19 protein-coding genes are annotated in these 22,000 nt (G+C 59.6%); 16 read left to right on the forward strand and 3 right to left on the reverse strand.

Going from position 1 to position 22,000, the window contains the following annotated elements; translation table 11 throughout:
- Positions 1–284: 284 nt before the first annotated feature.
- On the forward strand, positions 285–1,916 hold the full coding sequence (locus KKQ10_RS13840; protein WP_127650725.1) for a Na+/H+ antiporter: 1,632 nt from the start codon (positions 285–287) through the stop codon (positions 1,914–1,916).
- Positions 1,917–1,963: 47 nt separating this feature from the next.
- On the opposite strand, the gene dapC is transcribed toward KKQ10_RS13840, so the two are convergent.
- From dapC to map, 3 genes are all read right to left on the reverse strand, one after another.
- Positions 1,964–3,163 carry a succinyldiaminopimelate transaminase gene (gene dapC, locus KKQ10_RS13845; protein ID WP_215501419.1) on the reverse strand — a complete coding sequence of 400 codons (1,200 nt, stop codon included), beginning with the start codon at positions 3,161–3,163 and terminating at the stop codon, positions 1,964–1,966.
- A gap of 210 nt (positions 3,164–3,373) precedes the next feature.
- Positions 3,374–6,076: a [protein-PII] uridylyltransferase gene (locus tag KKQ10_RS13850; RefSeq protein WP_127650719.1), complete on the reverse strand. Its 2,703-nt coding sequence runs from the start codon at positions 6,074–6,076 to the stop codon at positions 3,374–3,376.
- Positions 6,077–6,137: 61 nt separating this feature from the next.
- A complete protein-coding gene (gene map, locus KKQ10_RS13855) occupies positions 6,138–6,920 on the reverse strand; it encodes a type I methionyl aminopeptidase (RefSeq protein ID WP_127650717.1) in 783 nt (260 codons plus the stop codon).
- A 373-nt stretch (positions 6,921–7,293) separates the two neighbouring features.
- Between map and rpsB the strand changes: the two genes are divergently transcribed.
- The 15 genes from rpsB (at position 7,294) to rnhB (ending at position 21,928) form a co-directional block, all read left to right on the forward strand.
- Positions 7,294–8,031, forward strand: coding sequence for a 30S ribosomal protein S2 (rpsB, locus tag KKQ10_RS13860; RefSeq protein WP_003222119.1), 738 nt, complete (start codon positions 7,294–7,296; stop codon positions 8,029–8,031).
- A gap of 192 nt (positions 8,032–8,223) precedes the next feature.
- Positions 8,224–9,087, forward strand: a complete 864-nt coding sequence (tsf, locus tag KKQ10_RS13865) for a translation elongation factor Ts (RefSeq protein WP_123465078.1) — start codon at positions 8,224–8,226, stop codon at positions 9,085–9,087.
- A gap of 210 nt (positions 9,088–9,297) precedes the next feature.
- Complete coding sequence (gene pyrH, locus KKQ10_RS13870; protein ID WP_011332683.1) at positions 9,298–10,041, forward strand: UMP kinase; 744 nt, start codon at positions 9,298–9,300, stop codon at positions 10,039–10,041.
- Positions 10,038–10,595, forward strand: coding sequence for a ribosome recycling factor (gene frr / locus KKQ10_RS13875; RefSeq protein WP_008019552.1), 558 nt, complete (start codon positions 10,038–10,040; stop codon positions 10,593–10,595). Before pyrH ends, frr begins: the two co-directional genes overlap by 4 nt.
- A 13-nt stretch (positions 10,596–10,608) precedes the next feature.
- Positions 10,609–11,364 (forward strand): polyprenyl diphosphate synthase, encoded by a 756-nt coding sequence (uppS, locus tag KKQ10_RS13880; protein WP_064586183.1) that lies wholly within the window; start codon positions 10,609–10,611, stop codon positions 11,362–11,364.
- Positions 11,364–12,170, forward strand: a complete 807-nt coding sequence (locus KKQ10_RS13885; RefSeq protein WP_215501420.1) for a phosphatidate cytidylyltransferase — start codon at positions 11,364–11,366, stop codon at positions 12,168–12,170. The genes uppS and KKQ10_RS13885 overlap by 1 nt, the downstream gene beginning before the upstream one ends.
- On the forward strand, positions 12,167–13,357 hold the full coding sequence (ispC, locus tag KKQ10_RS13890; protein ID WP_215501421.1) for a 1-deoxy-D-xylulose-5-phosphate reductoisomerase: 1,191 nt from the start codon (positions 12,167–12,169) through the stop codon (positions 13,355–13,357). The genes KKQ10_RS13885 and ispC overlap by 4 nt, the downstream gene beginning before the upstream one ends.
- 54 nt (positions 13,358–13,411) lie before the next feature.
- Positions 13,412–14,764 (forward strand): sigma E protease regulator RseP, encoded by a 1,353-nt coding sequence (gene rseP / locus KKQ10_RS13895; protein WP_215501422.1) that lies wholly within the window; start codon positions 13,412–13,414, stop codon positions 14,762–14,764.
- 74 nt (positions 14,765–14,838) lie between these two features.
- Positions 14,839–17,229: an outer membrane protein assembly factor BamA gene (gene bamA, locus KKQ10_RS13900; protein ID WP_215501423.1), complete on the forward strand. Its 2,391-nt coding sequence runs from the start codon at positions 14,839–14,841 to the stop codon at positions 17,227–17,229.
- Positions 17,230–17,274: 45 nt separating this feature from the next.
- On the forward strand, positions 17,275–17,778 hold the full coding sequence (locus tag KKQ10_RS13905; protein ID WP_003222140.1) for an OmpH/Skp family outer membrane protein: 504 nt from the start codon (positions 17,275–17,277) through the stop codon (positions 17,776–17,778).
- 3 nt (positions 17,779–17,781) lie between these two features.
- On the forward strand, positions 17,782–18,837 hold the full coding sequence (gene lpxD, locus KKQ10_RS13910; RefSeq protein WP_215501424.1) for a UDP-3-O-(3-hydroxymyristoyl)glucosamine N-acyltransferase: 1,056 nt from the start codon (positions 17,782–17,784) through the stop codon (positions 18,835–18,837).
- 106 nt (positions 18,838–18,943) lie between these two features.
- Positions 18,944–19,384 (forward strand): 3-hydroxyacyl-ACP dehydratase FabZ, encoded by a 441-nt coding sequence (gene fabZ, locus KKQ10_RS13915; RefSeq protein ID WP_003222142.1) that lies wholly within the window; start codon positions 18,944–18,946, stop codon positions 19,382–19,384.
- On the forward strand, positions 19,381–20,157 hold the full coding sequence (gene lpxA, locus KKQ10_RS13920; RefSeq protein ID WP_127650705.1) for an acyl-ACP--UDP-N-acetylglucosamine O-acyltransferase: 777 nt from the start codon (positions 19,381–19,383) through the stop codon (positions 20,155–20,157). The genes fabZ and lpxA overlap by 4 nt, the downstream gene beginning before the upstream one ends.
- A 2-nt stretch (positions 20,158–20,159) precedes the next feature.
- Complete coding sequence (gene lpxB, locus KKQ10_RS13925) at positions 20,160–21,290, forward strand: lipid-A-disaccharide synthase (protein ID WP_215501425.1); 1,131 nt, start codon at positions 20,160–20,162, stop codon at positions 21,288–21,290.
- Between the two features lie 11 nt (positions 21,291–21,301).
- Positions 21,302–21,928 (forward strand): ribonuclease HII, encoded by a 627-nt coding sequence (rnhB, locus tag KKQ10_RS13930; protein ID WP_064586190.1) that lies wholly within the window; start codon positions 21,302–21,304, stop codon positions 21,926–21,928.
- The last annotated feature ends 72 nt before the right edge of the window (positions 21,929–22,000 follow it).

Consider the following 22,000-nt stretch of genomic DNA (forward strand, 5'->3'; position numbering starts at 1 on the left):
TCGCCCCCTTTACAGGTGCTGGAAAAAAATGGTGTCGGATTATGCCATGACCAAAGCGTTTCGGGCGCCCGGCTTCATTACCCTGCACAAATCCCTGTAGGAGCTGTCGAGTGAAACGAGGCTGCGATCTTTTGATTCTGTTTTTAAACATCAAAAGATCGCAGCGTGCCGCAGCTCCTACACGGGGATCAGTGTCGGCGTGCGACATAGGTGCAAACCCCAGACGCATGCTAAGCGGCTAATATGGCAGTTCAACGCTGTCGATTGTCTGAGATTTACGCTTTATGCAAACCGCTTATACCGTCCTGATCCTGCTGATGCTGGTCAGTGTCTCGCGGCTGGTCGGACGGGTCATCCCGTTGCCGCTGCCCCTTGTGCAAATCGCTGCCGGTGCCCTGTTGGCCTGGCCGACACTGGGCCTGCATGTGGCACTGGACCCCGAACTGTTCCTGTTTCTGTTCCTGCCGCCGCTGCTGTTTTCCGACGGTTGGCGCATGCCCAAGCGCGAGTTCTGGCAACTGCGCGGCCCGATCCTGACGCTGGCCGTCGGTCTGGTGCTGTTCACCGTGGTCGGCGCCGGTTATTTCATTCACTGGCTGTTGCCCAGCATTCCGCTGGCGGTGGCCTTCGCCCTCGCGGCAGTGCTCTCGCCGACTGACGCCGTGGCGGTGTCGGCCATTTCCCAGAACCGTTTGCCGACACCGCTGATGCACATACTGCAGGGCGAAGCGCTGATGAACGATGCGTCGGGTCTGGTGACGTTCAAGTTCGCCTTGGTGGCGGCGGTGACCGGGGTGTTCTCGCTGGCCAATGCCAGCCTGACGTTCGTGCTGGTGGCGGTCGGCGGGTTGGCGGTCGGCGTGGCGCTGAGCTGGCTGGTCGGGCGCTTGCGTGCGTGGATGATCGCTCGCGGCTGGGACGATCCGGCCACTCATGTGGTGTTTATGTTGCTGCTGCCGTTCGCCGCCTACGTGCTGGCCGAACGACTGGGCGCCTCGGGCATTCTTTCGGCGGTGGCGGCGGGGATGATGCAGAGCTGGCTCGATCTGTTGCCACGGCAGACCAGCACCCGCCTGCTCAATCGCAGCGTCTGGTCACTGCTGGAGTTTGCCTTCAACGGTCTGATCTTCCTGCTGCTCGGCCTGCAACTGCCGGACATCATCAAAGCCGTGGTCAGCCACGAACCGACGCTGTGGCCGACGTTGCTGTACCGCGGCCTCGACGTGGTGGCGATTTTCCTCGCGCTGGTGCTGTTGCGCTTTATTTGGGTGCAGAGTATCTGGCGTCTGTCGGTGCTGCTGCGGCGTTTGCGTGGCAAGGGTGACCTGACGCAAGTGCCCACGGCGCGTTCCTGCTGGTTGCTGACCGTCGGTGGTGTGCGCGGGGCAGTGACGCTGGCGGGTGTGATGTCGGTGCCGATGTTGATGGGCAGCGAGGCGTTCCCCGAGCGTGACCTGCTGATCTTCATCGCCGCCGGGGTGATTCTGTTGTCGCTGATTTGCGCCTGCATCGCCTTGCCGTTGCTGCTGCGCGGCATCGAAAAAAGCCCGGACGACAAGCGTCGCCAGGAAGTACGCGATGCCTGGCGCAAGACTGCCGAGGCGGCGATTCATGCACTGGAAACCGAAGAAGTCGGCCCGCAGGATGCTGCGCAGGCCGCGCTCTCGGCGGAACTCAAGGCGCGGATCATGTCCGAGTATCGCCATCAGCTCGAAGTGTTCAACGACTCGGCCGAAGCCCAGGCGCTGGCGTTTCAGATGGATCTTCTGGAGCGCCGTCTGCGTTTGAAGGCGCTGCGTGCGCAGCGTCTGGAGCTGTATAGCCTCAGTCGTCAGCACCAGATCGGTGATGACGTGTTGCGTGAGGTGTTGGGTGAGCTGGATTTGAGTGAGGCGAATCTGGGGCAGGTCAAATAGCCTGCAGGATTGCCCGCGCCAGAGCGTCTGGCGCGGGCAATCGATGATTATTTGTGCCGCGTGATGAAGGCGCGAATACGTTCGGCAGCTTCGACGCATTCGGCCAGTGGCGCGACCAGTGCCATGCGCACCCGACCGGCCCCCGGATTCACACCGTCCACTTCGCGGGACAGGTAAGAGCCTGGCACCACGGTCACATGTTCTTCGGCGAACAGATCCCGGCAGAACGCCGCATCGTCACCTTGCACATTCGGCCACAGGTAGAAGCTGCCGTCCGGGCGCTGCACGTCCATCACCGGGCTGAGGATTTCCAGTACCGCGTCGAATTTCTCGCGGTACAGCGCGCGGTTGGCGCGCACATGCACTTCATCATTCCACGCGGCAACGCTGGCCAGTTGGGTTTGCACCGGCATCGCGCAGCCGTGGTAGGTGCGGTACAGCAGGAAGCCCTTGAGGACGTCGGCGTCACCGGCGACGAAACCGGACCGCAGACCCGGCAGATTGGAGCGTTTGGACAGGCTGTGGAACACCACGCAGCGCTTGAAGTCCTTGCGGCCCAGTTCGACGCAGGCGCTGAGCAGGCCCGGCGGCGGAGTCTGTTCGTCGAAGTACAGCTCGCTGTAGCACTCGTCGGCGGCGATCACGAAGTCATATTCGTCAGCCAGGGCGATCAGTTTTTTCAGCACATCGACCGGGATCAGCGCGCCGGTCGGGTTGCCCGGCGAGCAGAGGAACAGGATCTGGCAGCGTTTCCAGATCTCAGGCGATACCGCGTCGAAGTCCGGGTTGAAGCCGTTTTCGTCCAGGCACGGCAGGTAGTGCGGCTTGGCGCCGGCGAGGAACGCGGCGCCTTCGTAGATCTGATAGAACGGGTTAGGGCTGACCACCAGAGCGTCTTCGCCACGGTTGACCACGGTCTGGGTGAAGGCGAACAGCGCTTCGCGGGTGCCGTTGACCGGCAGCACGTTGCGCGCCGGGTCAATCCAGCCGCCTGGCACGCCGAAACGGCGTTCGCACCAGCCGGCAATGGCTTCACGCAGGGCCGGGATGCCGAGCGTGGTCGGGTACACCGCCATCTGATCCAGATTATTCGCCAGCGCTTCGGCCACAAAGCTTGGGGAGCGATGTTTCGGCTCGCCGATCGACAGCGCGATCGGGCGTTTGTCCGGGTTCGGGGTCACGGTGCCGAGCAGGGCGCGGAGCTTTTCGAACGGGTAGGGCTGGAGCTGGTTCAGAGCGTTGTTCATGGATGCCTCGTTCAATGTGGAGAGAAAACTCTGATACTGACCAATGCACAAAATCTGTAGGAGCGAGCCTGCTCGCGATGAGGGCTGCACATTCAACATCCATGCAAGCTGATGTGCCGCTATCGCGAGCAGGCTCGCTCCTACAGGGGTTTTGATTAACAGGCTGGTATCGGAGTGATCCTTCCCATCGGGGTAATGGATTAATTCAATTCAAATACTGATGCGCGATAGCTTGATATCCGGTTCCTGATTGACGCTCAGTTGTTCAACGATTGCATCCTGCAAGCGGCTGCACAGCAGCGGGTCGGAGAGCGGCTGGTTGTGGGCGTCGGTGATGAAGAACACGTCTTCCACCCGTTCGCCCAGGGTCGCAATCTTGGCGTTCTGCAGTGACAGGTCGAACTCGAGGAAGATCCCGCCGATACGCGCCAGCAGGCCCGGGCGATCCGGTGCGGTGAGTTCCAGCACCGTCACCGGACGCTGGGCATCGTTGTGGATTGTCACCTGCGGCGCAAAGGCGAAGTGCTTGAGCTGGCGCGGCACCCGGCGCTGGATGATCGTCGGGTAGTCGTCCGGGTTGCGCAGGGCTTCGGTCAGGCCGTCGCGAATCTGTTTGATTCGTGCCGGGTTGTCACCGATGGATTCGCCGTCGTTGTCGAGCACGATGTAGGTGTCGAGGGTGAACTGGCTGCTTGAGGTGATGACCCGGGCGTCGTGAATGTTCAGGTTGAGCTGGTCCATCGCGGCTACGGTCACGGCAAAGAAGTCGTGCTGATCCGGGGCATAAATGAAGATCTGCGTGCCACCCTCGAATTCGCGCTGGGTGGTTTCCTTGATCAGCACCAGCGGCCCGCCATCGGCCGGTTGCTGCAGGATCGCGTCGCTGTGCCAGGCCACGTCGCCGGCGGTGTGACGCAGGAAATAGTCATCGCCCAATTGCGCCCACAACTGCTCGACGTCGTCCGGGTCGGTGCCGCCGCGCACCAGGATGTCCAGCGCCGCGCTCTGGGTCTGGCGGATCTGCTCTTCGCGATCCACCGGGTTTTCCAGGCCACGGCGCAGGGCACGCTTGGTCTCGGTGTAGAGCTGGCGCAACAGACTGGCGCGCCACGAGTTCCACAGCGTCGGATTGGTCGCGTTGATGTCGGCCACGGTCAGCACGTACAGATAATCCAGACGGGTTTCGTCGCCGACGATCTGCGCGAAATCGTGGATCACCTGCGGGTCGGACAGATCCTTGCGCTGCGCAGTGGTCGACATCACCAGATGGTTCTGCACCAGCCAGACGATCAGGCGGCTGTCCCATGTGGGCAGTTGATGGCGCTGGCAGAACGCTTCGGCATCGACCGCGCCGATGTCCGAGTGATCGCCATGCCGGCCCTTGCCGATGTCGTGGTACAGACCCGCCATGTAGATGAGTTCGGGTTTGGGCAGTTTGGCCATGAGCTTGGCGGCCAGCGGGAATTTTTCCGATACCTGGGTGTACTGCAACTTACGCAGGTGTTTGATCAGGTTCAGGGTGTGCGCGTCCACCGTATAGATGTGGAACAGGTCGTGCTGCATCTGCCCGACGATGAAGCCGAACTCCGGCAGGTAGCGTCCGAGGATGCCGTAGCGATTCATCCGGCGCAGGTTGCGGTGGATGCCGATCTTGCACTTGAACAGCTCGATGAACAGGCTGGTATTGCGGATGTCGTTGCGGAAGTTGTCGTCGATCAGATGGCGGTTCTCGCGCAGCAGACGAATGGTATCGGCGCGCACGCCTTTGATTTCCGGCTGCTGGGCCATCAACACGAAGATCTCGAGCATGGCGAACGGCGTGCGACGGAACACGTTGTCGTTGCGCGCCTCGATATAACCATCATGCAACTGGAAGCGCGAGTTGATCGGCTGCGGCGGCGCTTCGTCTTCCGGGGCGAGGATGACTTCCTCGAAATGCTGAATGATCAGGTCGCTGAGCTGGGCAATGCTCATCACCACGCGGAAGTACTGCTGCATGAAGTTTTCGACCGCCTGTTTGGCGTCGTCGCCTTCAAAGCCCAGCAGGCCGGCGATGGTTCGTTGATGATCGAACAGCAGGCGGTCTTCGGAGCGACCGGCAAGCATGTGCAGGGCGTAGCGCACTTTCCAGAGGAATTCCTGGGAGGAGGCCAGCAGCGCGTTTTCGCTCTCGACCAGAAAGCCTTCGCCGGCCAGAGCGCGCAGGTTCAGGGTGCCGTACTGACGACGGGCGACCCACAAAATGGTCTGGATATCCCGCAGGCCGCCGGGCGAGCCTTTGACGTTGGGTTCCAGGTTGTATTCGGTGTCGTTGTACTTGTGGTGACGGGCCTTCTGCTCGGCGCGTTTGGCCAGGAAGAACTCCTTGGCCGGCCACATGTGTGCGGTGCTGGTGACGTCGAGCATGCGCTGACGCAGACGCTCGGGACCGCAGATGGTGCGGCTTTCCATCAGGTTGGTGACCACCGTCAGGTCGGCCCGTGCTTCCTCGGCGCACTCATCGACCGAGCGTACGCTCTGACCGACTTCCAGGCCGATGTCCCACAGCAGCGTCAGAAAACGCTCGATGGAATCACGGAAAACTTCGTGATCGGCGCTGTCCAGCAGGATCAGCAGGTCGATGTCGGAATACGGGTGCAGCTCACCCCGGCCATAGCCACCGACCGCGACCAGCGCAATGTCGGCGTCTTCGCTCCAGTTGAACTGCTCCCAGGCCTTTTGCAGGATGTTGTCGACGAACCAGGCACGGTCTTCGATCAGCCGGCGGATGTCACGGCCATTGCGAAAACGCGTGTCGAGCACCTCGCGAGCCTGGCGGATCGCCTTCTTGAACGCCGCAATGGGACTCGCTTTCAGGGCCAGTTCAGCCTGGAACTGGCCGCGGTCGAAGAGTTCGGGATCCACCTGCGGCATCGATTGGCTTTCCTTCTATAAAGGCTGGGAGCGTTCTTGAAAGGCTGGGAGCGTTCTTGGATCAGGCCGAGACGCGCGGGATGGTGTCGTCGGCGCGCAGGGTGAAGATCTCGTAGCCGGTATCGGTTACCAGCAGGGTGTGTTCCCACTGAGCCGAGAGCTTGCGGTCCTTGGTGATCGCGGTCCAGCCGTCGCCCAGCACCTTGGTGTCGGCCTTGCCCTGGTTGATCATCGGCTCGATGGTGAAGGTCATGCCGGCCTTCAGTTCCATGCCGGTGCCGGCGCGACCATAGTGCAGGATCTGCGGTTCTTCGTGGAACACCTTGCCGATGCCGTGGCCGCAGAACTCGCGAACTACCGAAAAGCCGTTCTTTTCAGCGTGCTTCTGGATGACTTCACCGATATCGCCGAGGCGGCAGCCAGGTTTGACGATTTCGATCGCCTTGTACATGCATTCCTGGGTGATCTGCGACAGACGTTCGGCCCAGACCGGCACTTCACCGACGTGGAACATGCGGCTGGTGTCGCCGTGGTAGCCGTCCTTGATCACGGTGACGTCGATATTCAGCGTGTCGCCGTTTTTCAGCGGCTTTTCATTCGGAATGCCGTGGCAGACCACGTGATTGATCGAGGTGCAGATCGACTTCGGGAAACCCTTGTAATTGAGCGGGGCCGGGATAGCCTGCTGCACATTGACGATGTAGTCGTGGCAGATCTTGTCCAGTTGATCGGTGGTCACGCCCGGTTTGACGTGTTCGGCAATCATTTCCAGCACATCGGCGGCCAGTTTGCCGGCGACACGCATGCCAGCGATGTCCTCGGGGGTTTTGAGGTTGACGGTCATACAGGCTCTCTCTGCGCTCGGCGGCGCTTGCTGATACGGATTGGGTGGCAAGTGTTTGTTTTGCGACCCTGAAAAACCCGATTCTAACAGACGAAAGGCGCAAATCCGCGCCTGCGTGCATCGTCTCTCTCTATACAATGGTGTGCCTGAAGGCGATTCCAAGGGGGCTGCGCCCATGTCCTTGGTGCGATTACAGATTCCGGGTTCCGTTTCTGCGCACCCTGTGGTATAAAATGCGCCGCTTTCCGGGGATACCCCGAAAAGCTTAAATCCACACACGTGTCGACACGATGACCTGGGTGCTTTTGGCTTTATGCCACTGGTTGGTCATTGGGATACGTGGAGGCCAAACCCGACTTATTAAGGAACTATCATGTCCCAAGTCAATATGCGCGATATGCTGAAGGCCGGTGTGCACTTCGGTCACCAAACCCGTTACTGGAATCCGAAAATGGGTAAGTACATTTTCGGCGCGCGTAACAAGATTCACATCATCAACCTTGAAAAAACCCTGCCAATGTTCAACGAAGCTCTGACTTTCGTAGAGCGTCTGGCCCAGGGCAAAAACAAGATTCTGTTCGTCGGCACCAAGCGTTCCGCTGGCAAGATCGTTGCTGAAGAAGCAGCACGTTGCGGTTCGCCGTACGTCGATCACCGCTGGTTGGGCGGCATGCTGACCAACTTCAAAACCATTCGTGCTTCCATCAAGCGTCTGCGTGACCTTGAAGTACAAGCCGAAGACGGTACTTTCGCCAAGCTGACCAAGAAAGAAGCGCTGATGCGCTCCCGTGACCTGGAAAAGCTGGATCGCTCCCTGGGCGGCATCAAGGACATGGGCGGTCTGCCTGACGCACTGTTCGTGATCGACGTTGACCACGAGCGCATCGCGATCACCGAAGCCAACAAGCTGGGCATCCCGGTCATCGGCGTTGTCGACACCAACAGCAGCCCGGAAGGCGTTGACTACATCATCCCAGGCAACGATGACGCAATCCGCGCTATCCAGCTGTACATGGGTTCGATGGCTGACGCAGTGATCCGTGGTCGCAACAATGTTGCTGGCGGCACTGTTGAATTCGCAGCTGAAGAAACTCAGGCTGCAGCTGAGTAATTGACGCCCTGGCGTTGACTCAGTAAGCAAAAAGGGGGCTTGGCCCCCTTTTTGCCACCTCGAAAACCATTTGTCGGCGGCGCAGCTACAGCTTCTGTAACGTGCAGCAGCTACAAGGTGGGGCTCGGGACGAATTGAACGCCCGTTCGATCGGGTGGAATGGTTGAAAACCTATCCAAGAGGAATTTGAAAATGGCAGCAATTACTGCAGCGTTGGTTAAAGAACTGCGCGAGCGTACCGGCGAAGGCATGATGGACTGCAAGAAAGCCCTGGAAAAGGCTGACGGCGACATCGAAAAAGCCATTGATGACATGCGTGCTTCGGGCGCGATCAAGGCTGCGAAAAAGGCTGGCAACGTTGCCGCTGAAGGCGCAATCGCAATCAAGGACGACGGTAAAGCTGCCGTTATCCTGGAAGTGAACTCGCAGACCGACTTCCTGGCTCTGCAAGACGACTTCAAGAACTTCGTTGCTGCCAGCGTTGAAAAAGCCTTCGCTGACAAACTGACCGACGCTGCTCCGCTGATCGCTGCTCAAGAAGCCGCTCGCGAAGCACTGGTTGCCAAAGTAGGCGAGAACGTCAACATTCGTCGTCTGACCCGTATCGAAGGTGACGTTGTAGGTTCGTACCTGCACGGCAACAAGATCGGTGTTGTGGTGGCTCTGAAAGGCGGTGACGTCGAGCTGGCCAAAGACATCGCGATGCACGTAGCTGCCAGCAACCCTGAGTTCCTGCTGCCTTCGCAAGTTTCGGCTGAAGCGATCGAGCGTGAAAAAGCTGTGTTCATGCAGCTGAACGAAGAGAAGATCAAAGGCAAGCCAGAAAACATTGTTGAGAACATGGTCAAAGGCCGTATCAGCAAGTTCCTGGCAGAAGCGAGCCTGGTTGAGCAGGCGTTCGTCAAGAACCCTGAAATCAAGGTTGGCGAGCTGGCCAAGAAAGGCGGCGCAGAAATCGTTTCCTTCACCTACTTCAAAGTAGGCGAAGGCATCGAGAAGCCGGTCGACAACTTCGCTGAAGAAGTTGCTGCCCAGCTGGCTGCCGCCAAGCAATAAGACGGTTTTTCAACTGTCGCCCGAAAGAGGCTGCCCGCTCACGCGCGCAGCCTCTTTTCAGATGGGGTTACCAATTTTTAATTGGTTTCCACTTGGAACTGACTTACAAAGCCATGTTCCGATGGCGCTGAAGCAGCGCCAAGCTAGAGTGAACGCCAGCTGTAAACAGCTCGCAAAGAATTTTTAAATACGCCGCAGGAGAGATTCGCAATGGCTCAGCAGGGCAGTGGTTATCAGGCTCGCTATAAACGCATTCTACTCAAGCTTAGCGGCGAGGCCCTGATGGGCTCGGAAGAGTTCGGGATCGATCCGAAAGTCCTGGATCGCATGGCGCTGGAAGTCGGCCAACTGGTCGGCATCGGTGTACAGGTCGGTCTGGTGATCGGCGGTGGCAACCTGTTCCGTGGCGAGGCCTTGAGCAAGGCTGGCATGGATCGGGTAACAGGCGACCACATGGGCATGCTGGCCACTGTGATGAACGCCTTGGCCATGCGCGATGCGCTGGAACGTGCCAATATCTCGGCCATCGTGATGTCGGCCATTTCCATGGTTGGTGTTACTGATCACTATGATCGTCGCAAAGCGATGCGCCACCTGAACTCCAAGGACGTCGTGATTTTCGCGGCCGGTACCGGCAACCCGTTCTTCACCACGGATTCGGCAGCCTGCCTGCGTGCCATCGAAATCGATGCCGACGTCGTGCTGAAGGCGACCAAGGTTGATGGCGTCTACACCGCTGACCCGTTCAAGGACCCGCATGCCGAGAAGTTCGATCATCTGACTTATGATGAAGTACTGGATCGCAAGCTGGGTGTAATGGATCTGACAGCAATTTGCCTGTGCCGCGACCATAAGATGCCGCTGCGCGTATTCAACATGAACAAGCCTGGCGCCCTGCTGAACATCGTACATGGCGGCGCTGAAGGAACCCTGATCGAGGAAGTTCAACAATGATCAACGAAATCAAGAAAGACGCCAAAGAGCGCATGCAGAAGTCGGTGGAGTCGCTGTCCCACAACTTCGGTCGCATCCGCACCGGTCAGGCGCACCCAAGCATCCTGGAAGGCGTGATGGTTCCGTACTACGGTGCTGACACCCCGATCAAGCAAGTGGCCAACATCACCGTCAAAGACGCCCGTACCCTGCAAGTCGTTGCCTTCGAACGCAACATGCTGGGCGCCGTCGACAAGGCGATCGGCAGTGCAGGTCTGAACCTGAACCCGACCAACCTGGGTGAACTGCTGCTGATCAGCATGCCGGCTCTGACCGAAGAAACCCGTCGTGGCTTCACCAAGCAGGCGCGTGACGTGGCTGAAGATGCCCGTGTTGCCGTGCGCAACATTCGTCGTGACGCGAACAGCTCGCTGAAGGATCTGGTCAAGGAAAAAGAGATCAGTGAAGACGAAGAGCGTCGCGCTACCGGCGAAATCGACGACCTGACCAAGAAGTTCGTGGCTGAAATCGACGCGAAGCTGGCAGAGAAAGAAAAAGACCTGATGGCCGTATAAGGGTCGCGTTTCAATGGAAAAGACCAAGCAGTCTGCGCCGTCCGCGGTGCCGCGCCATGTCGCGATCATCATGGATGGCAACAATCGCTGGGCGAAGAAACGCTTCATGCCGGGTGTCGCCGGGCATAAGGCAGGCGTGGATGCTGTGCGGGCAGTGATCGAGGTGTGCGCCGAAGCCAAGGTCGAAGTGCTCACCCTGTTCGCCTTTTCCAGCGAAAACTGGCAGCGCCCGGCCGATGAGGTCAGTGCCTTGATGGATTTGTTCTTCAAGGCGTTGCGTCGTGAGGCCAAGCGCCTCAACGACAACAACATCAGTTTGCGCATCATCGGCGATCGCTCGCGCTTCCACCCTGAGCTTCAGGCGGCGATGCGCGAGGCCGAAGCCATGACGGCCGGGGCGAACCGCTTCATCCTGCAGATCGCCGCCAACTACGGCGGTCAGTGGGATATTGCACAGGCTGCACAGCGTCTGGCGCGTGAAGTTCAGGCCGGGCATCTGCGCCCGGAGGACATCACTCCGGATCTGCTGCAAACCTGTCTGGCGACGGGCGACCTGCCGTTGCCGGACTTGTGCATCCGCACCGGTGGCGAGCACCGCATCAGCAACTTCCTCTTGTGGCAACTGGCCTACGCCGAGTTGTACTTCTCCGACCTGTTCTGGCCGGACTTCAAACACGAAGCCATGCGCACGGCGCTGGCCGATTTCGCTTCACGCCAGCGTCGTTTCGGTAAAACGAGCGAGCAGGTCGAAGCTGGAGCCCGGGTTTAATGCTTAAACAACGAATCATCACTGCGCTGATCCTGCTGCCGATCGCTCTGTGCGGGTTTTTCCTGCTCGAGGGTTCCGGTTTTGCGCTGTTCATTGGTCTGGTCGTAAGCCTGGGGGCCTGGGAATGGGCGCGTCTGGCGGGCTTCACCGCGCAGTCGTTCCGTGTTGGCTATGCCGCTGTCGTCGCGTTGATGCTGTTCGTCATGTACGTCTTGCCGGGTCTTGCCCCTTGGGTGTTGGGCGCTTCGGTGTTGTGGTGGACGGTGGCGACGTACCTGGTGCTGACGTATCCGCGCTCGAGCGAGCACTGGTCCACGGCGGCCACCAAACTGGTGATCGGCTTGCTGATCCTGCTGCCGGCCTGGCAAGGGCTGGTGCAGATCAAGCAGTACCCGCTGGGTAACTGGCTGATCATGGCGGTGATGGTGCTGGTCTGGGGGGCCGATATCGGTGCCTACTTCTCCGGTCGGGCCTTCGGCAAACGCAAGCTGGCGCCGCAAGTCAGTCCGGGCAAAAGCTGGGAAGGTGTTTACGGTGGTCTGGCGCTGAGTCTGGTGATTACCGCTGTCGTCGGTCTGGTTCGCGACTGGACCGTGGGTGAACTGCTCAAAGGTCTGGTCGGTGCTGCATTGATCGTCTTTATTTCGGTAGTGGGCGACCTCACTGAAAGCATGTTCAAGCGTCAGTCCGGCATCAAGGACAGCAGCAACCTGCTACCCGGTCATGGCGGTGTGCTTGATCGCATCGACAGCCTGACCGCTGCGATCCCGATTTTCGCTGTGTTGCTGTGGATGGCCGCACCGTGAGCCGCCCGCAACAGATTACCGTTCTGGGGGCCACCGGCTCGATCGGTCTGAGCACCCTGGACGTCATCGCTCGTCATCCTGAGCGTTATCAGGTTTTTGCTTTGAGCGGTTTCACGCGCCTGAGCGAGTTGCTGGCCTTGTGCATTCGTCATGTGCCGCAATTTGCGGTAGTGCCGGAAGCGGCGGCGGCTCGCGGTCTTCAGGACGATTTGCGGGCTGCCGGTCTGTCCACTCGCGTGCTGGTAGGGGAGGAGGGCCTGTGTCAGGTCGCTTACGCTCCTGAAGTCGATGCCGTGATGGCGGCGATCGTCGGCGCCGCGGGCCTGCGTCCGACCCTGGCGGCGGTGGAGGCTGGGAAGAAAATCCTCCTGGCCAATAAAGAAGCGTTGGTGATGTCCGGCGCGCTGTTCATGCAGGCTGTACACAAGAGCGGCTCGGTGCTGCTGCCGATCGACAGCGAGCACAACGCAATCTTCCAGTGCATGCCGCAGGATTTTGCCCGTGGCCTGGGCGCCGTCGGCGTACGACGGATTTTGCTCACGGCTTCGGGCGGGCCTTTCCGTCAGACGCCGTTGAGCGAGCTGGCGCATGTTTCGCCTGATCAGGCGTGTGCGCACCCGAACTGGTCCATGGGTCGCAAGATCTCGGTGGATTCGGCCAGCATGATGAACAAGGGCCTGGAGTTGATCGAGGCGTGTTGGTTGTTCGACGCCAAACCTTCGCAGGTCGAGGTGGTGATCCATCCGCAGAGTGTGATTCACTCGTTGGTCGACTACGTGGATGGCTCGGTGTTGGCACAGTTGGGCAACCCTGACATGCGCACCCCGATTGCCAATGCACTGGCTTGGCCTGAGCGTATCGACTCGGGTGTGGCACCGCTGGATCTGTTTGCCATTGCGCGCCTGGATTTCGAGGCGCCGGACGAAGAACGCTTCCCTTGTCTGCGCCTGGCGCGACAGGCGGCCGAGGCGGGTAACAGCGCGCCGGCCATGCTCAATGCGGCCAACGAAGTGGCGGTCGCGGCGTTTCTCGACGGACGCGTGGGTTATCTGGAAATCGCGAGTATCATCGAGGATGTGTTGAATCTCGAGCCTGTGGTTACGCTGGAGCATCTGGATGCGGTGTTTACCGCAGACGCGAAAGCGCGGATTCTGGCCGGGCAATGGCTGAGTCGTCACGGCCGATAGCTGTTGCAGCACCATGGCGTCACGCGACACTGAACAGGATTGCGGAGAAAGTAGATGAGCGCGCTCTATATGATTGCCGGCACCCTGATCGCTTTGGGTGTGCTGGTCACCTTTCACGAATTCGGCCATTTCTGGGTCGCGCGTCGCTGTGGCGTCAAGGTTTTGCGTTTTTCCGTGGGCTTCGGCATGCCCCTGTTGCGCTGGCACGACAAGCAGGGCACCGAGTTTGTCGTCGCCGCGATTCCGCTGGGCGGCTACGTCAAAATGCTCGATGAGCGTGAAGGCGAAGTGCCGGCCGACCAGCTTCATCAGTCCTTCAATCGCAAATCGGTTCGCCAGCGTATCGCCATTGTCGCGGCGGGGCCGATCGCCAACTTCCTGCTGGCCCTGGTGTTTTTCTGGGTGCTGGCCATGCTCGGCAGCGAGCAGATCCGCCCGGTCATCGGTGCCGTCGAATCCGGCAGCATCGCGGCCAGGGCCGGTTTGAGTGCCGGCCAGGAAATCGTCGCCATCGATGGTGAGCCGACGTCCGGCTGGGCTGCCGTCAATCTGCAGCTGGTCCGGCGTCTGGGGGAGAGCGGTTCCCTGCAGTTGCTCGTGCGCGAGCAGGATTCGACCGCAGAGACTCCTCGCGAGCTGGCGCTGGATCATTGGCTCAAAGGGGCCGACGAGCCCGATCCGATCCGCTCGCTCGGCATTCGCCCATGGCGTCCGGCCTTGCCTCCGGTGCTGGCCGAACTCGATCCAAAAGGTCCGGCGCACGCCGCTGGTCTGAAAACCGGTGACCGTCTGCTGTCGCTCGACGGCCAGGCGCTGGGTGACTGGCAGCAGGTGGTCGATACCGTTCGTACGCGTCCTGATACCAAAATCATGCTGCGCATCGAGCGTGACGGTGCTCAAATCGACATCCCGGTGACCCTGGCGGCACGCGGCGAAAGCAAGTCGCCGAGCGGTTATCTCGGGGCTGGCGTAAAGGCCGTAGACTGGCCGCCGGAAATGATCCGCGAAGTCAGTTATGGTCCGCTGGCCGCGATTGGCGAGGGTGCCCGTCGTACCTGGACCATGAGCATCCTGACGCTGGACTCACTGAAGAAAATGCTGTTTGGCGAGCTCTCGGTAAAAAACTTGAGTGGGCCGATAACCATTGCTAAAGTGGCGGGCGCTTCTGCCCAGTCGGGCGTTGCTGATTTCCTGAATTTCCTTGCTTATCTGAGTATTAGCCTGGGGGTTCTGAATTTGCTGCCCATTCCTGTACTGGATGGGGGGCATTTGTTGTTTTATCTGATTGAGTGGGTGCGTGGTCGCCCCTTGTCGGATCGGGTGCAAGGTTGGGGGGTGCAGATCGGTATCAGTTTGGTGGTCGGAGTGATGTTGCTTGCTCTGGTCAATGATCTGGGTCGACTGTAAAGCTTCGCTGAATTGCGAATCTGCCGCATTTTGCGGCAGTTTGTTTATTGCCAGTTGGAATAAGAAAGGACTTCATGAAACGTCTGCTGCTAACTGCGGTTCTCACCGTATTGATGATCGCCGAAGTTCACGCCGAGTCCTTCACTATCTCTGATATTCGCGTCAACGGCCTCCAGCGGGTCTCCGCGGGTAGCGTGTTTGGTGCCTTGCCGTTGAACGTCGGCGAGCAGGCGGATGATCGTCGCCTGGTGGAATCCACTCGTGCGTTGTTCAAAACCGGTTTCTTTCAAGATATCCAGCTGGGCCGCGAAGGCAACGTTCTGGTGATCACGGTCGTCGAACGTCCGTCGGTCGCCAGTATCGAGATCGAAGGCAACAAGGCGATCTCCACTGAAGACCTGATGAAAGGCCTCAAGCAGTCCGGTCTGTCCGAAGGTGAAATCTTCCAGCGCGCCACCCTTGAAGGTGTTCGTAACGAGCTGCAACGTCAGTACGTTGCCCAGGGCCGTTACTCGGCAACGGTCGATACCGAAGTGGTGTCGCAGCCGCGTAACCGCGTTGCGCTGAAAGTGAAGATCAACGAAGGCACCGTGGCTGCCATCCAGCACATCAACGTGGTGGGTAACACGGTCTTCCCTGATGACGACCTGATCGACCTGTTCGAGCTGAAAACCACCAACTGGCTGTCGTTCTTCAAGAACGACGACAAGTACGCCCGTGAAAAACTGTCCGGTGACCTGGAGCGTCTGCGTTCCTACTACCTGGACCGCGGCTACATCAACATGGATATCGCTTCGACCCAGGTGTCCATCACCCCGGACAAGAAGCACGTCTACATCACCGTCAACATCACCGAAGGCGAGAAGTACACCGTACGTGACGTCAAACTCAGCGGTGACCTGAAAGTTCCTGAAGACCAGATCAAGTCGCTGTTGCTGGTGCAGAAAGGCCAGGTGTTCTCGCGCAAGCTGATGACCACCACGTCTGAACTGATCACCCGCCGCCTGGGTAACGAGGGCTACACCTTCGCCAACGTCAACGGCGTACCGCAGCCGCATGACGACGATCACACCGTGGACATCCTGTTCGCCGTCGACCCGGGCAAGCGTGCCTACGTCAACCGCATCAACTTCCGTGGCAACACCAAGTCCGAAGACGAAGTGCTGCGTCGCGAAATGCGTCAGATGGAAGGTGGCTGGGCTTCGACCTACCTGATCGATCAGTCCAAGACCCGTCTTGAGCGTCTGGGCTTCTTTAAAGAAGTGAACGTTGAGACGCCGGCTGTTCCGGGTGTCGACGACCAGGTGGACGTGAACTACGCCGTTGAAGAACAGGCTTCCGGTTCGATCACCGCCAGCGTCGGTTTCGCCCAGAGCGCCGGTCTGATCCTCGGCGGTTCGATCACCCAGAACAACTTCCTCGGTACCGGTAACCGCGTCAGCGTCGGCCTGACCCGCAGCGAATACCAGAGCCGCTACAACTTCGGTTACGTTGACCCGTACTGGACCGCCGATGGCGTGAGCCTGGGTTACAACGCGTTCTATCGCACCACCGACTACAAAGATCTCAACATCGACGTAGCCAGCTATGCGGTAGACAGCCTGGGTGCCGGCGTCAACGTTGGCTACCCGATCAGCGAGACTTCGCGCCTGACCTTCGGTCTGTCTGCTCAGCAGGACAAGATCAAGACCGGTCAGTACACCGTTGACGAGATCTTCGACTTCGTTAACAAAGAAGGCGATCAGTATCTGAACTTCAAGGCTTCGGCTGGCTGGTCCGAGTCGACCCTGAACAAGGGCGTATTGCCGACCCGTGGTCGTTCCCAGAGCCTGACCCTGGAAACCACCATTCCGGGCAGCGACCTGTCGTTCTACAAACTCGACTACCGTGGTCAGTTGTTCCAGCCGATTACCGAAAACTATACCCTGCGTCTGCACACCGAGCTGGGTTATGGCGACGGTTATGGTTCGACCGACGGCTTGCCGTTCTATGAAAACTACTATGCTGGTGGTTTCAACTCGGTTCGTGGCTTCAAGGACAGCACCTTGGGTCCTCGTAGTACTCCGAGTCGTGGTCAGGGGGTTACTGGTAACGTCGGTACGATTGCCGACCCCGATCAGGATCCATTGCCATTCGGTGGTAACGTGCTGATTCAGGGCGGTGCTGAGGTCCTGTTCCCGCTGCCATTCGTGAAGGATCAGCGTTCGCTGCGTACTTCGGTATTCTGGGATGTGGGTAACGTATTCGACTCCAAGTGCCAGAAGACGACTAACGCGACCGTAGGCTCCACGTCATCCACGCAGTGCAACGACATCAGCCTGAGCAACATGGCCAGTTCCGTTGGTGTGGGTGTGACCTGGGTCACCGCACTGGGTCCGCTGAGTTTTGCTCTGGCGATGCCGGTCAAGAAACCGGATAACGCTGAAACTCAAGTGTTCCAATTCTCCCTCGGCCAGACGTTCTAAGCGTCTGACCCAAGATAACGACAATGGATTTTGTAGGAGTGCATCGTGCGTAAGTTGACTCAATTGGTTCTCCTGGCCTCCGTACTGGTGGCAGGCCCGGCGTTCGCCGACATGAAAATCGCCGTTCTGAACTATCAGATGGCGCTGCTCGAATCCGACGCGGCCAAGAAATACGCCGTGGATGCCGAGAAGAAGTTCGGTCCGCAACTGACCAAGCTCAAGACGCTGGAAAGCAGCGCCAAGGGCATTCAGGACCGTCTGATGGCCGGTGGCGACAAAATGCAGCAGGGCGAGCGTGAGCGTCTGGAGCTTGAATTCAAGCAAAAGGCTCGTGACTTCCAGTTCCAGTCCAAGGAGCTGAACGAAGCCAAGGCTGTTGCCGACCGCGAAATGCTCAAGCAACTGAAGCCGAAACTGGATAGCGCAGTGGAAGAAGTCATCAAGAAAGGTGGTTTTGACCTGGTGTTCGAGCGTGGCGCAGTAATCGATGTCAAGCCTCAGTACGACATCACGCGCCAGGTTATCGAGCGCATGAATCAGCTGAAGTAACCCATGACCGTGACTATCAAGCTCGGCCAGTTGGCCGAGTTCCTCGGCGCCACCCTGCGTGGCGACCCCGAGACGCAAATTACTGGGCTAGCCACCTTGCAGGAGGCTGGCCCAGCTCAGTTGAGCTTTCTGGCAAATCCTCAATATCGCAAATACCTGGCAAGTTGCCAGGCGGCTGCGCTGTTGCTCAAAGAGGCCGATGCCGACGGTTTTGCCGGCAACGCGCTGGTGGTGCCGGATCCTTACCTGGCTTACGCACGCATCTCGCACCTGTTCGATCCCAAGCCAAAAGCCACTGCGGGTGTTCATCCCACGGCGGTGATTGCGCCGGATGCGGTGGTTGATCCAAGCGCCAGCATTGGCCCGTTCGTGGTGATCGAAGCTGGTGCGCGCATCGGTGCGCAGGTCACCCTGGGCGCCCATTGCGTCATCGGTGCCCGCAGTGAAATCGGTGAGGGTGGCTGGCTCGCTCCGCGGGTGACGCTGTACCACGACGTGCGCATCGGCAAGCGTGTGGTGATCCAGTCCGGTGCCGTGCTCGGCGGTGAAGGCTTCGGTTTTGCCAACGAGAAGGGCATTTGGCAGAAGATCGCCCAGATTGGCGGTGTCACCATCGGCGACGATGTCGAGATTGGCGTGAACACCGCCATCGACCGTGGTGCGCTGGCCGATACCGTGATCGGCAACGGCGTGAAGCTCGACAACCAGATCCAGATCGCCCACAACGTCCAGGTCGGTGATCACACTGCCATGGCGGCGTGCGTCGGGATCTCCGGCAGCACCAAAATCGGCAAGCACTGCATGCTCGCCGGTGGCGTCGGCCTGGTCGGGCATATCGATATTTGCGACAACGTTTTCCTGACCGGGATGACCATGGTGACTCACTCGATTACCGAACCGGGCGCCTACTCTTCCGGCACAGCCATGCAACCAGCGGCCGAATGGCGCAAAAGCGCGGCACGCATCCGTCAGCTCGATGACCTCGCGCGACGTTTGAAGCAGCTGGAAAAGCGCGTTGGGGAAGTGACCCCCGGCGGCAATGCTTCATCTGATGGCTGATACCATTTCCATATCAAGTGTGCACAGCCTCTAGACTGCCTCCTTGATTTGCTAGAGGAGTGCGCGTCAGTCGCGCTCCCAATCTTTACATAGGCTTCCCCCCGAAATGATGGACATCAACGAGATTCGCGAATACCTGCCTCACCGTTACCCGTTCCTGCTAGTGGACCGGGTGGTGGAACTGGACACTGAAGGCAAGCGCATTCGCGCCTACAAGAATGTCAGCATCAATGAGCCATTCTTCAATGGTCACTTCCCGGCGCATCCAATCATGCCGGGCGTGCTGATCATCGAAGCGATGGCCCAGGCTGCCGGGATCCTCGGTTTCAAAATGCTCGACGTGAAACCGGCTGACGGCACCCTGTATTACTTCGTCGGTTCCGACAAGCTGCGCTTCCGTCAGCCGGTTCTGCCGGGTGACCAGTTGATCCTCGAAGCCAAGTTCATCAGCTGCAAGCGTCAGATCTGGAAGTTCGAGTGCCAGGCTTCGGTCGACGGCAAACCGGTCTGCTCTGCTGAAATCATCTGTGCGGAACGCAAACTATGAGTTTGATTGACCCTCGCGCAATCATCGATCCGTCGGCCGTTCTGGCTGACGGCGTTGAGGTCGGCCCGTGGTCGATCATCGGCGCAGGTGTGGAAATCGGCGAGGGCACCGTGATCGGACCGCACGTGGTCCTCAAAGGCCCGACCCGAATCGGCAAGCATAATCGTATCTACCAGTTTTCCTCGGTAGGCGAGGACACGCCCGATCTGAAGTACAAGGGCGAAGAAACCCGCCTGGTGATCGGTGACCACAACGTCATTCGCGAAGGCGTGACCATTCACCGTGGCACCGTGCAGGACCGTTCGGAAACCACGCTGGGCGATCACAACCTGATCATGGCCTATGCCCACATCGGGCATGACAGCGTCATCGGCAATCACTGCATTCTGGTCAACAACACCGCGTTGGCCGGGCATGTGCACGTCGACGACTGGGCGATCCTTTCCGGGTTCACCCTGGTTCACCAGTACTGCCACATCGGCGCGCACAGCTTTTCCGGTATGGGCACCGCAATCGGCAAGGACGTCCCGGCGTTCGTGACCGTGTTCGGTAACCCGGCCGAAGCGCGCAGCATGAACTTCGAGGGTATGCGTCGTCGCGGTTTCAGTGAAGACGCCATCCACGCCCTGCGTCGCGCTTATAAAACCGTGTATCGCCAGGGGTTCACCGTGGAACAGGCGCTGGCCGAACTGGCCGAACCTGCTGCGCAGTTCCCGGAAGTCGCGGTGTTCCGTGACTCGATCCAGTCGTCGACTCGCGGCATCACTCGCTGATCATGGCCAATCTGCGTATTGCGCTGGTGGCGGGCGAAGCTTCCGGTGATATTTTGGGCGCCGGTCTGATGCGCGCCCTCAAGGCGCAACATCCGGCGGTCGAGTTCATCGGCGTCGGCGGCCCGTTGATGCAGGCCGAAGGCCTGACGTCCTACTTCCCCATGGAGCGTCTGTCGGTCATGGGGCTGGTTGAAGTGCTCGGGCGGCTGCGCGAGTTGCTCAAGCGCCGCAAGGACCTGATCGCCACGTTGATTGCCGAGAAACCGGATGTGTTCATCGGCATCGACGCTCCGGATTTCAACCTCAATATCGAACTCAAGCTGCGTCAGGCCGGGATCAAGACCGTGCACTACGTCAGCCCGTCGGTATGGGCGTGGCGGCAGAAGCGCGTGCTGAAGATTCGCGAAGGCTGCGATCTGATGCTGACGCTGTTGCCGTTCGAAGCAAAATTCTACGAAGAGAAAGGCGTGCCGGTTCGCTTCGTCGGTCACACGCTGGCCGATACCATTCCGTTGCAGGCTGATCGCGCCGCTGCGCGTGCCGAATTGGGCTTGCCCGACGGTCCGCTGGTTGCCTTGATGCCGGGCAGTCGCGGTGGCGAAGTCGGGCGTCTGGGTGCACTGTTCCTCGACACGGCCGAGCGCCTGCGGGCCATGCGTCCAGGCTTGCGCTTCGTCATACCGTGCGCGAATGCCGAGCGTCGCGCTCAGCTCGAGGAGCTGCTTGCGGGTCGCGACTTGCCGGTAACCCTGCTCGACGGCAAGTCCCATCTGGCGCTGGCGGCGTGCAACGCGGTATTGATCGCCTCCGGTACGGCCACGCTAGAAGCGTTGCTGTACAAACGGCCGATGGTCGTCGCGTATCGCCTGGCGCCGCTGACGTTCTGGATTCTCAAGCGCATGGTCAAGAGCCCGTACGTGTCGCTGCCGAACCTGCTGGCCCAGCGCCTGTTGGTGCCGGAATTGTTGCAGGATGATGCAACGGTCGAGGCGCTGGCGCAGACCCTGTCGCCGCTGATCGAAGGCGGCGAAGAGCAGACCCGTGGCTTCGACGAGATTCACCGCACGTTGCGGCTGGATGCTTCCAATCAGGCGGCGGACGCCGTCCTCAACCTGATCGGTCAATCACGATGAGCAAGAAAGCTATGCAGATGGGCCTGGATTTCACCTTGGTCGCCGAAGTCGAAGAACTGGTGGCCGGCGTCGACGAAGTCGGTCGCGGCCCGTTGTGCGGGGCGGTCGTGACGGCGGCGGTGATCCTCGATCCGAACCGGCCGATCCTCGGTCTCAACGATTCGAAGAAACTCACCGAAGCCAAGCGCGAGAAGCTCTACGACGAGATCATCGAGAAATCCCTGAGCTGGTGCATTGCCCGCGCCGAAGTCGAAGAAATCGACGAGCTGAACATCCTGCACGCCACCATGCTCGCCATGCAGCGCGCGGTGGCCGGGCTGCATGTGCAGCCGAAACTGGCGATGATCGACGGCAACCGCTGCCCGAAACTGCCGATGCGCGCCGAAGCGGTGGTGCAGGGTGATGGCAAGGTGCCGGCTATCGCTGCGGCGTCGATTCTGGCCAAGGTCAGTCGCGACCGTGAAATGGCCGCGTTCGAATTGATCTACCCGGGCTACGGCATCGGCGGCCATAAAGGCTACCCGACGCCCGTTCATCTGGAAGCGTTGGCACGGCTGGGGCCAACGCCGATTCACCGGCGCTCGTTCGCCCCGGTGCGTCAGGCTTACGAGGCACTCGAAGGCCTGACGCAGGTTTAGTCGCAAGGCTGATGTTTTGTTCGAGGCCCGGTACAATCCGGGCCTTGTTGTCTCTATGTAACTGGACAGGAT

Source organism: Pseudomonas sp. MG-9 (genome assembly GCF_018729515.1).
GTDB lineage: Bacteria > Pseudomonadota > Gammaproteobacteria > Pseudomonadales > Pseudomonadaceae > Aquipseudomonas > Aquipseudomonas serboccidentalis.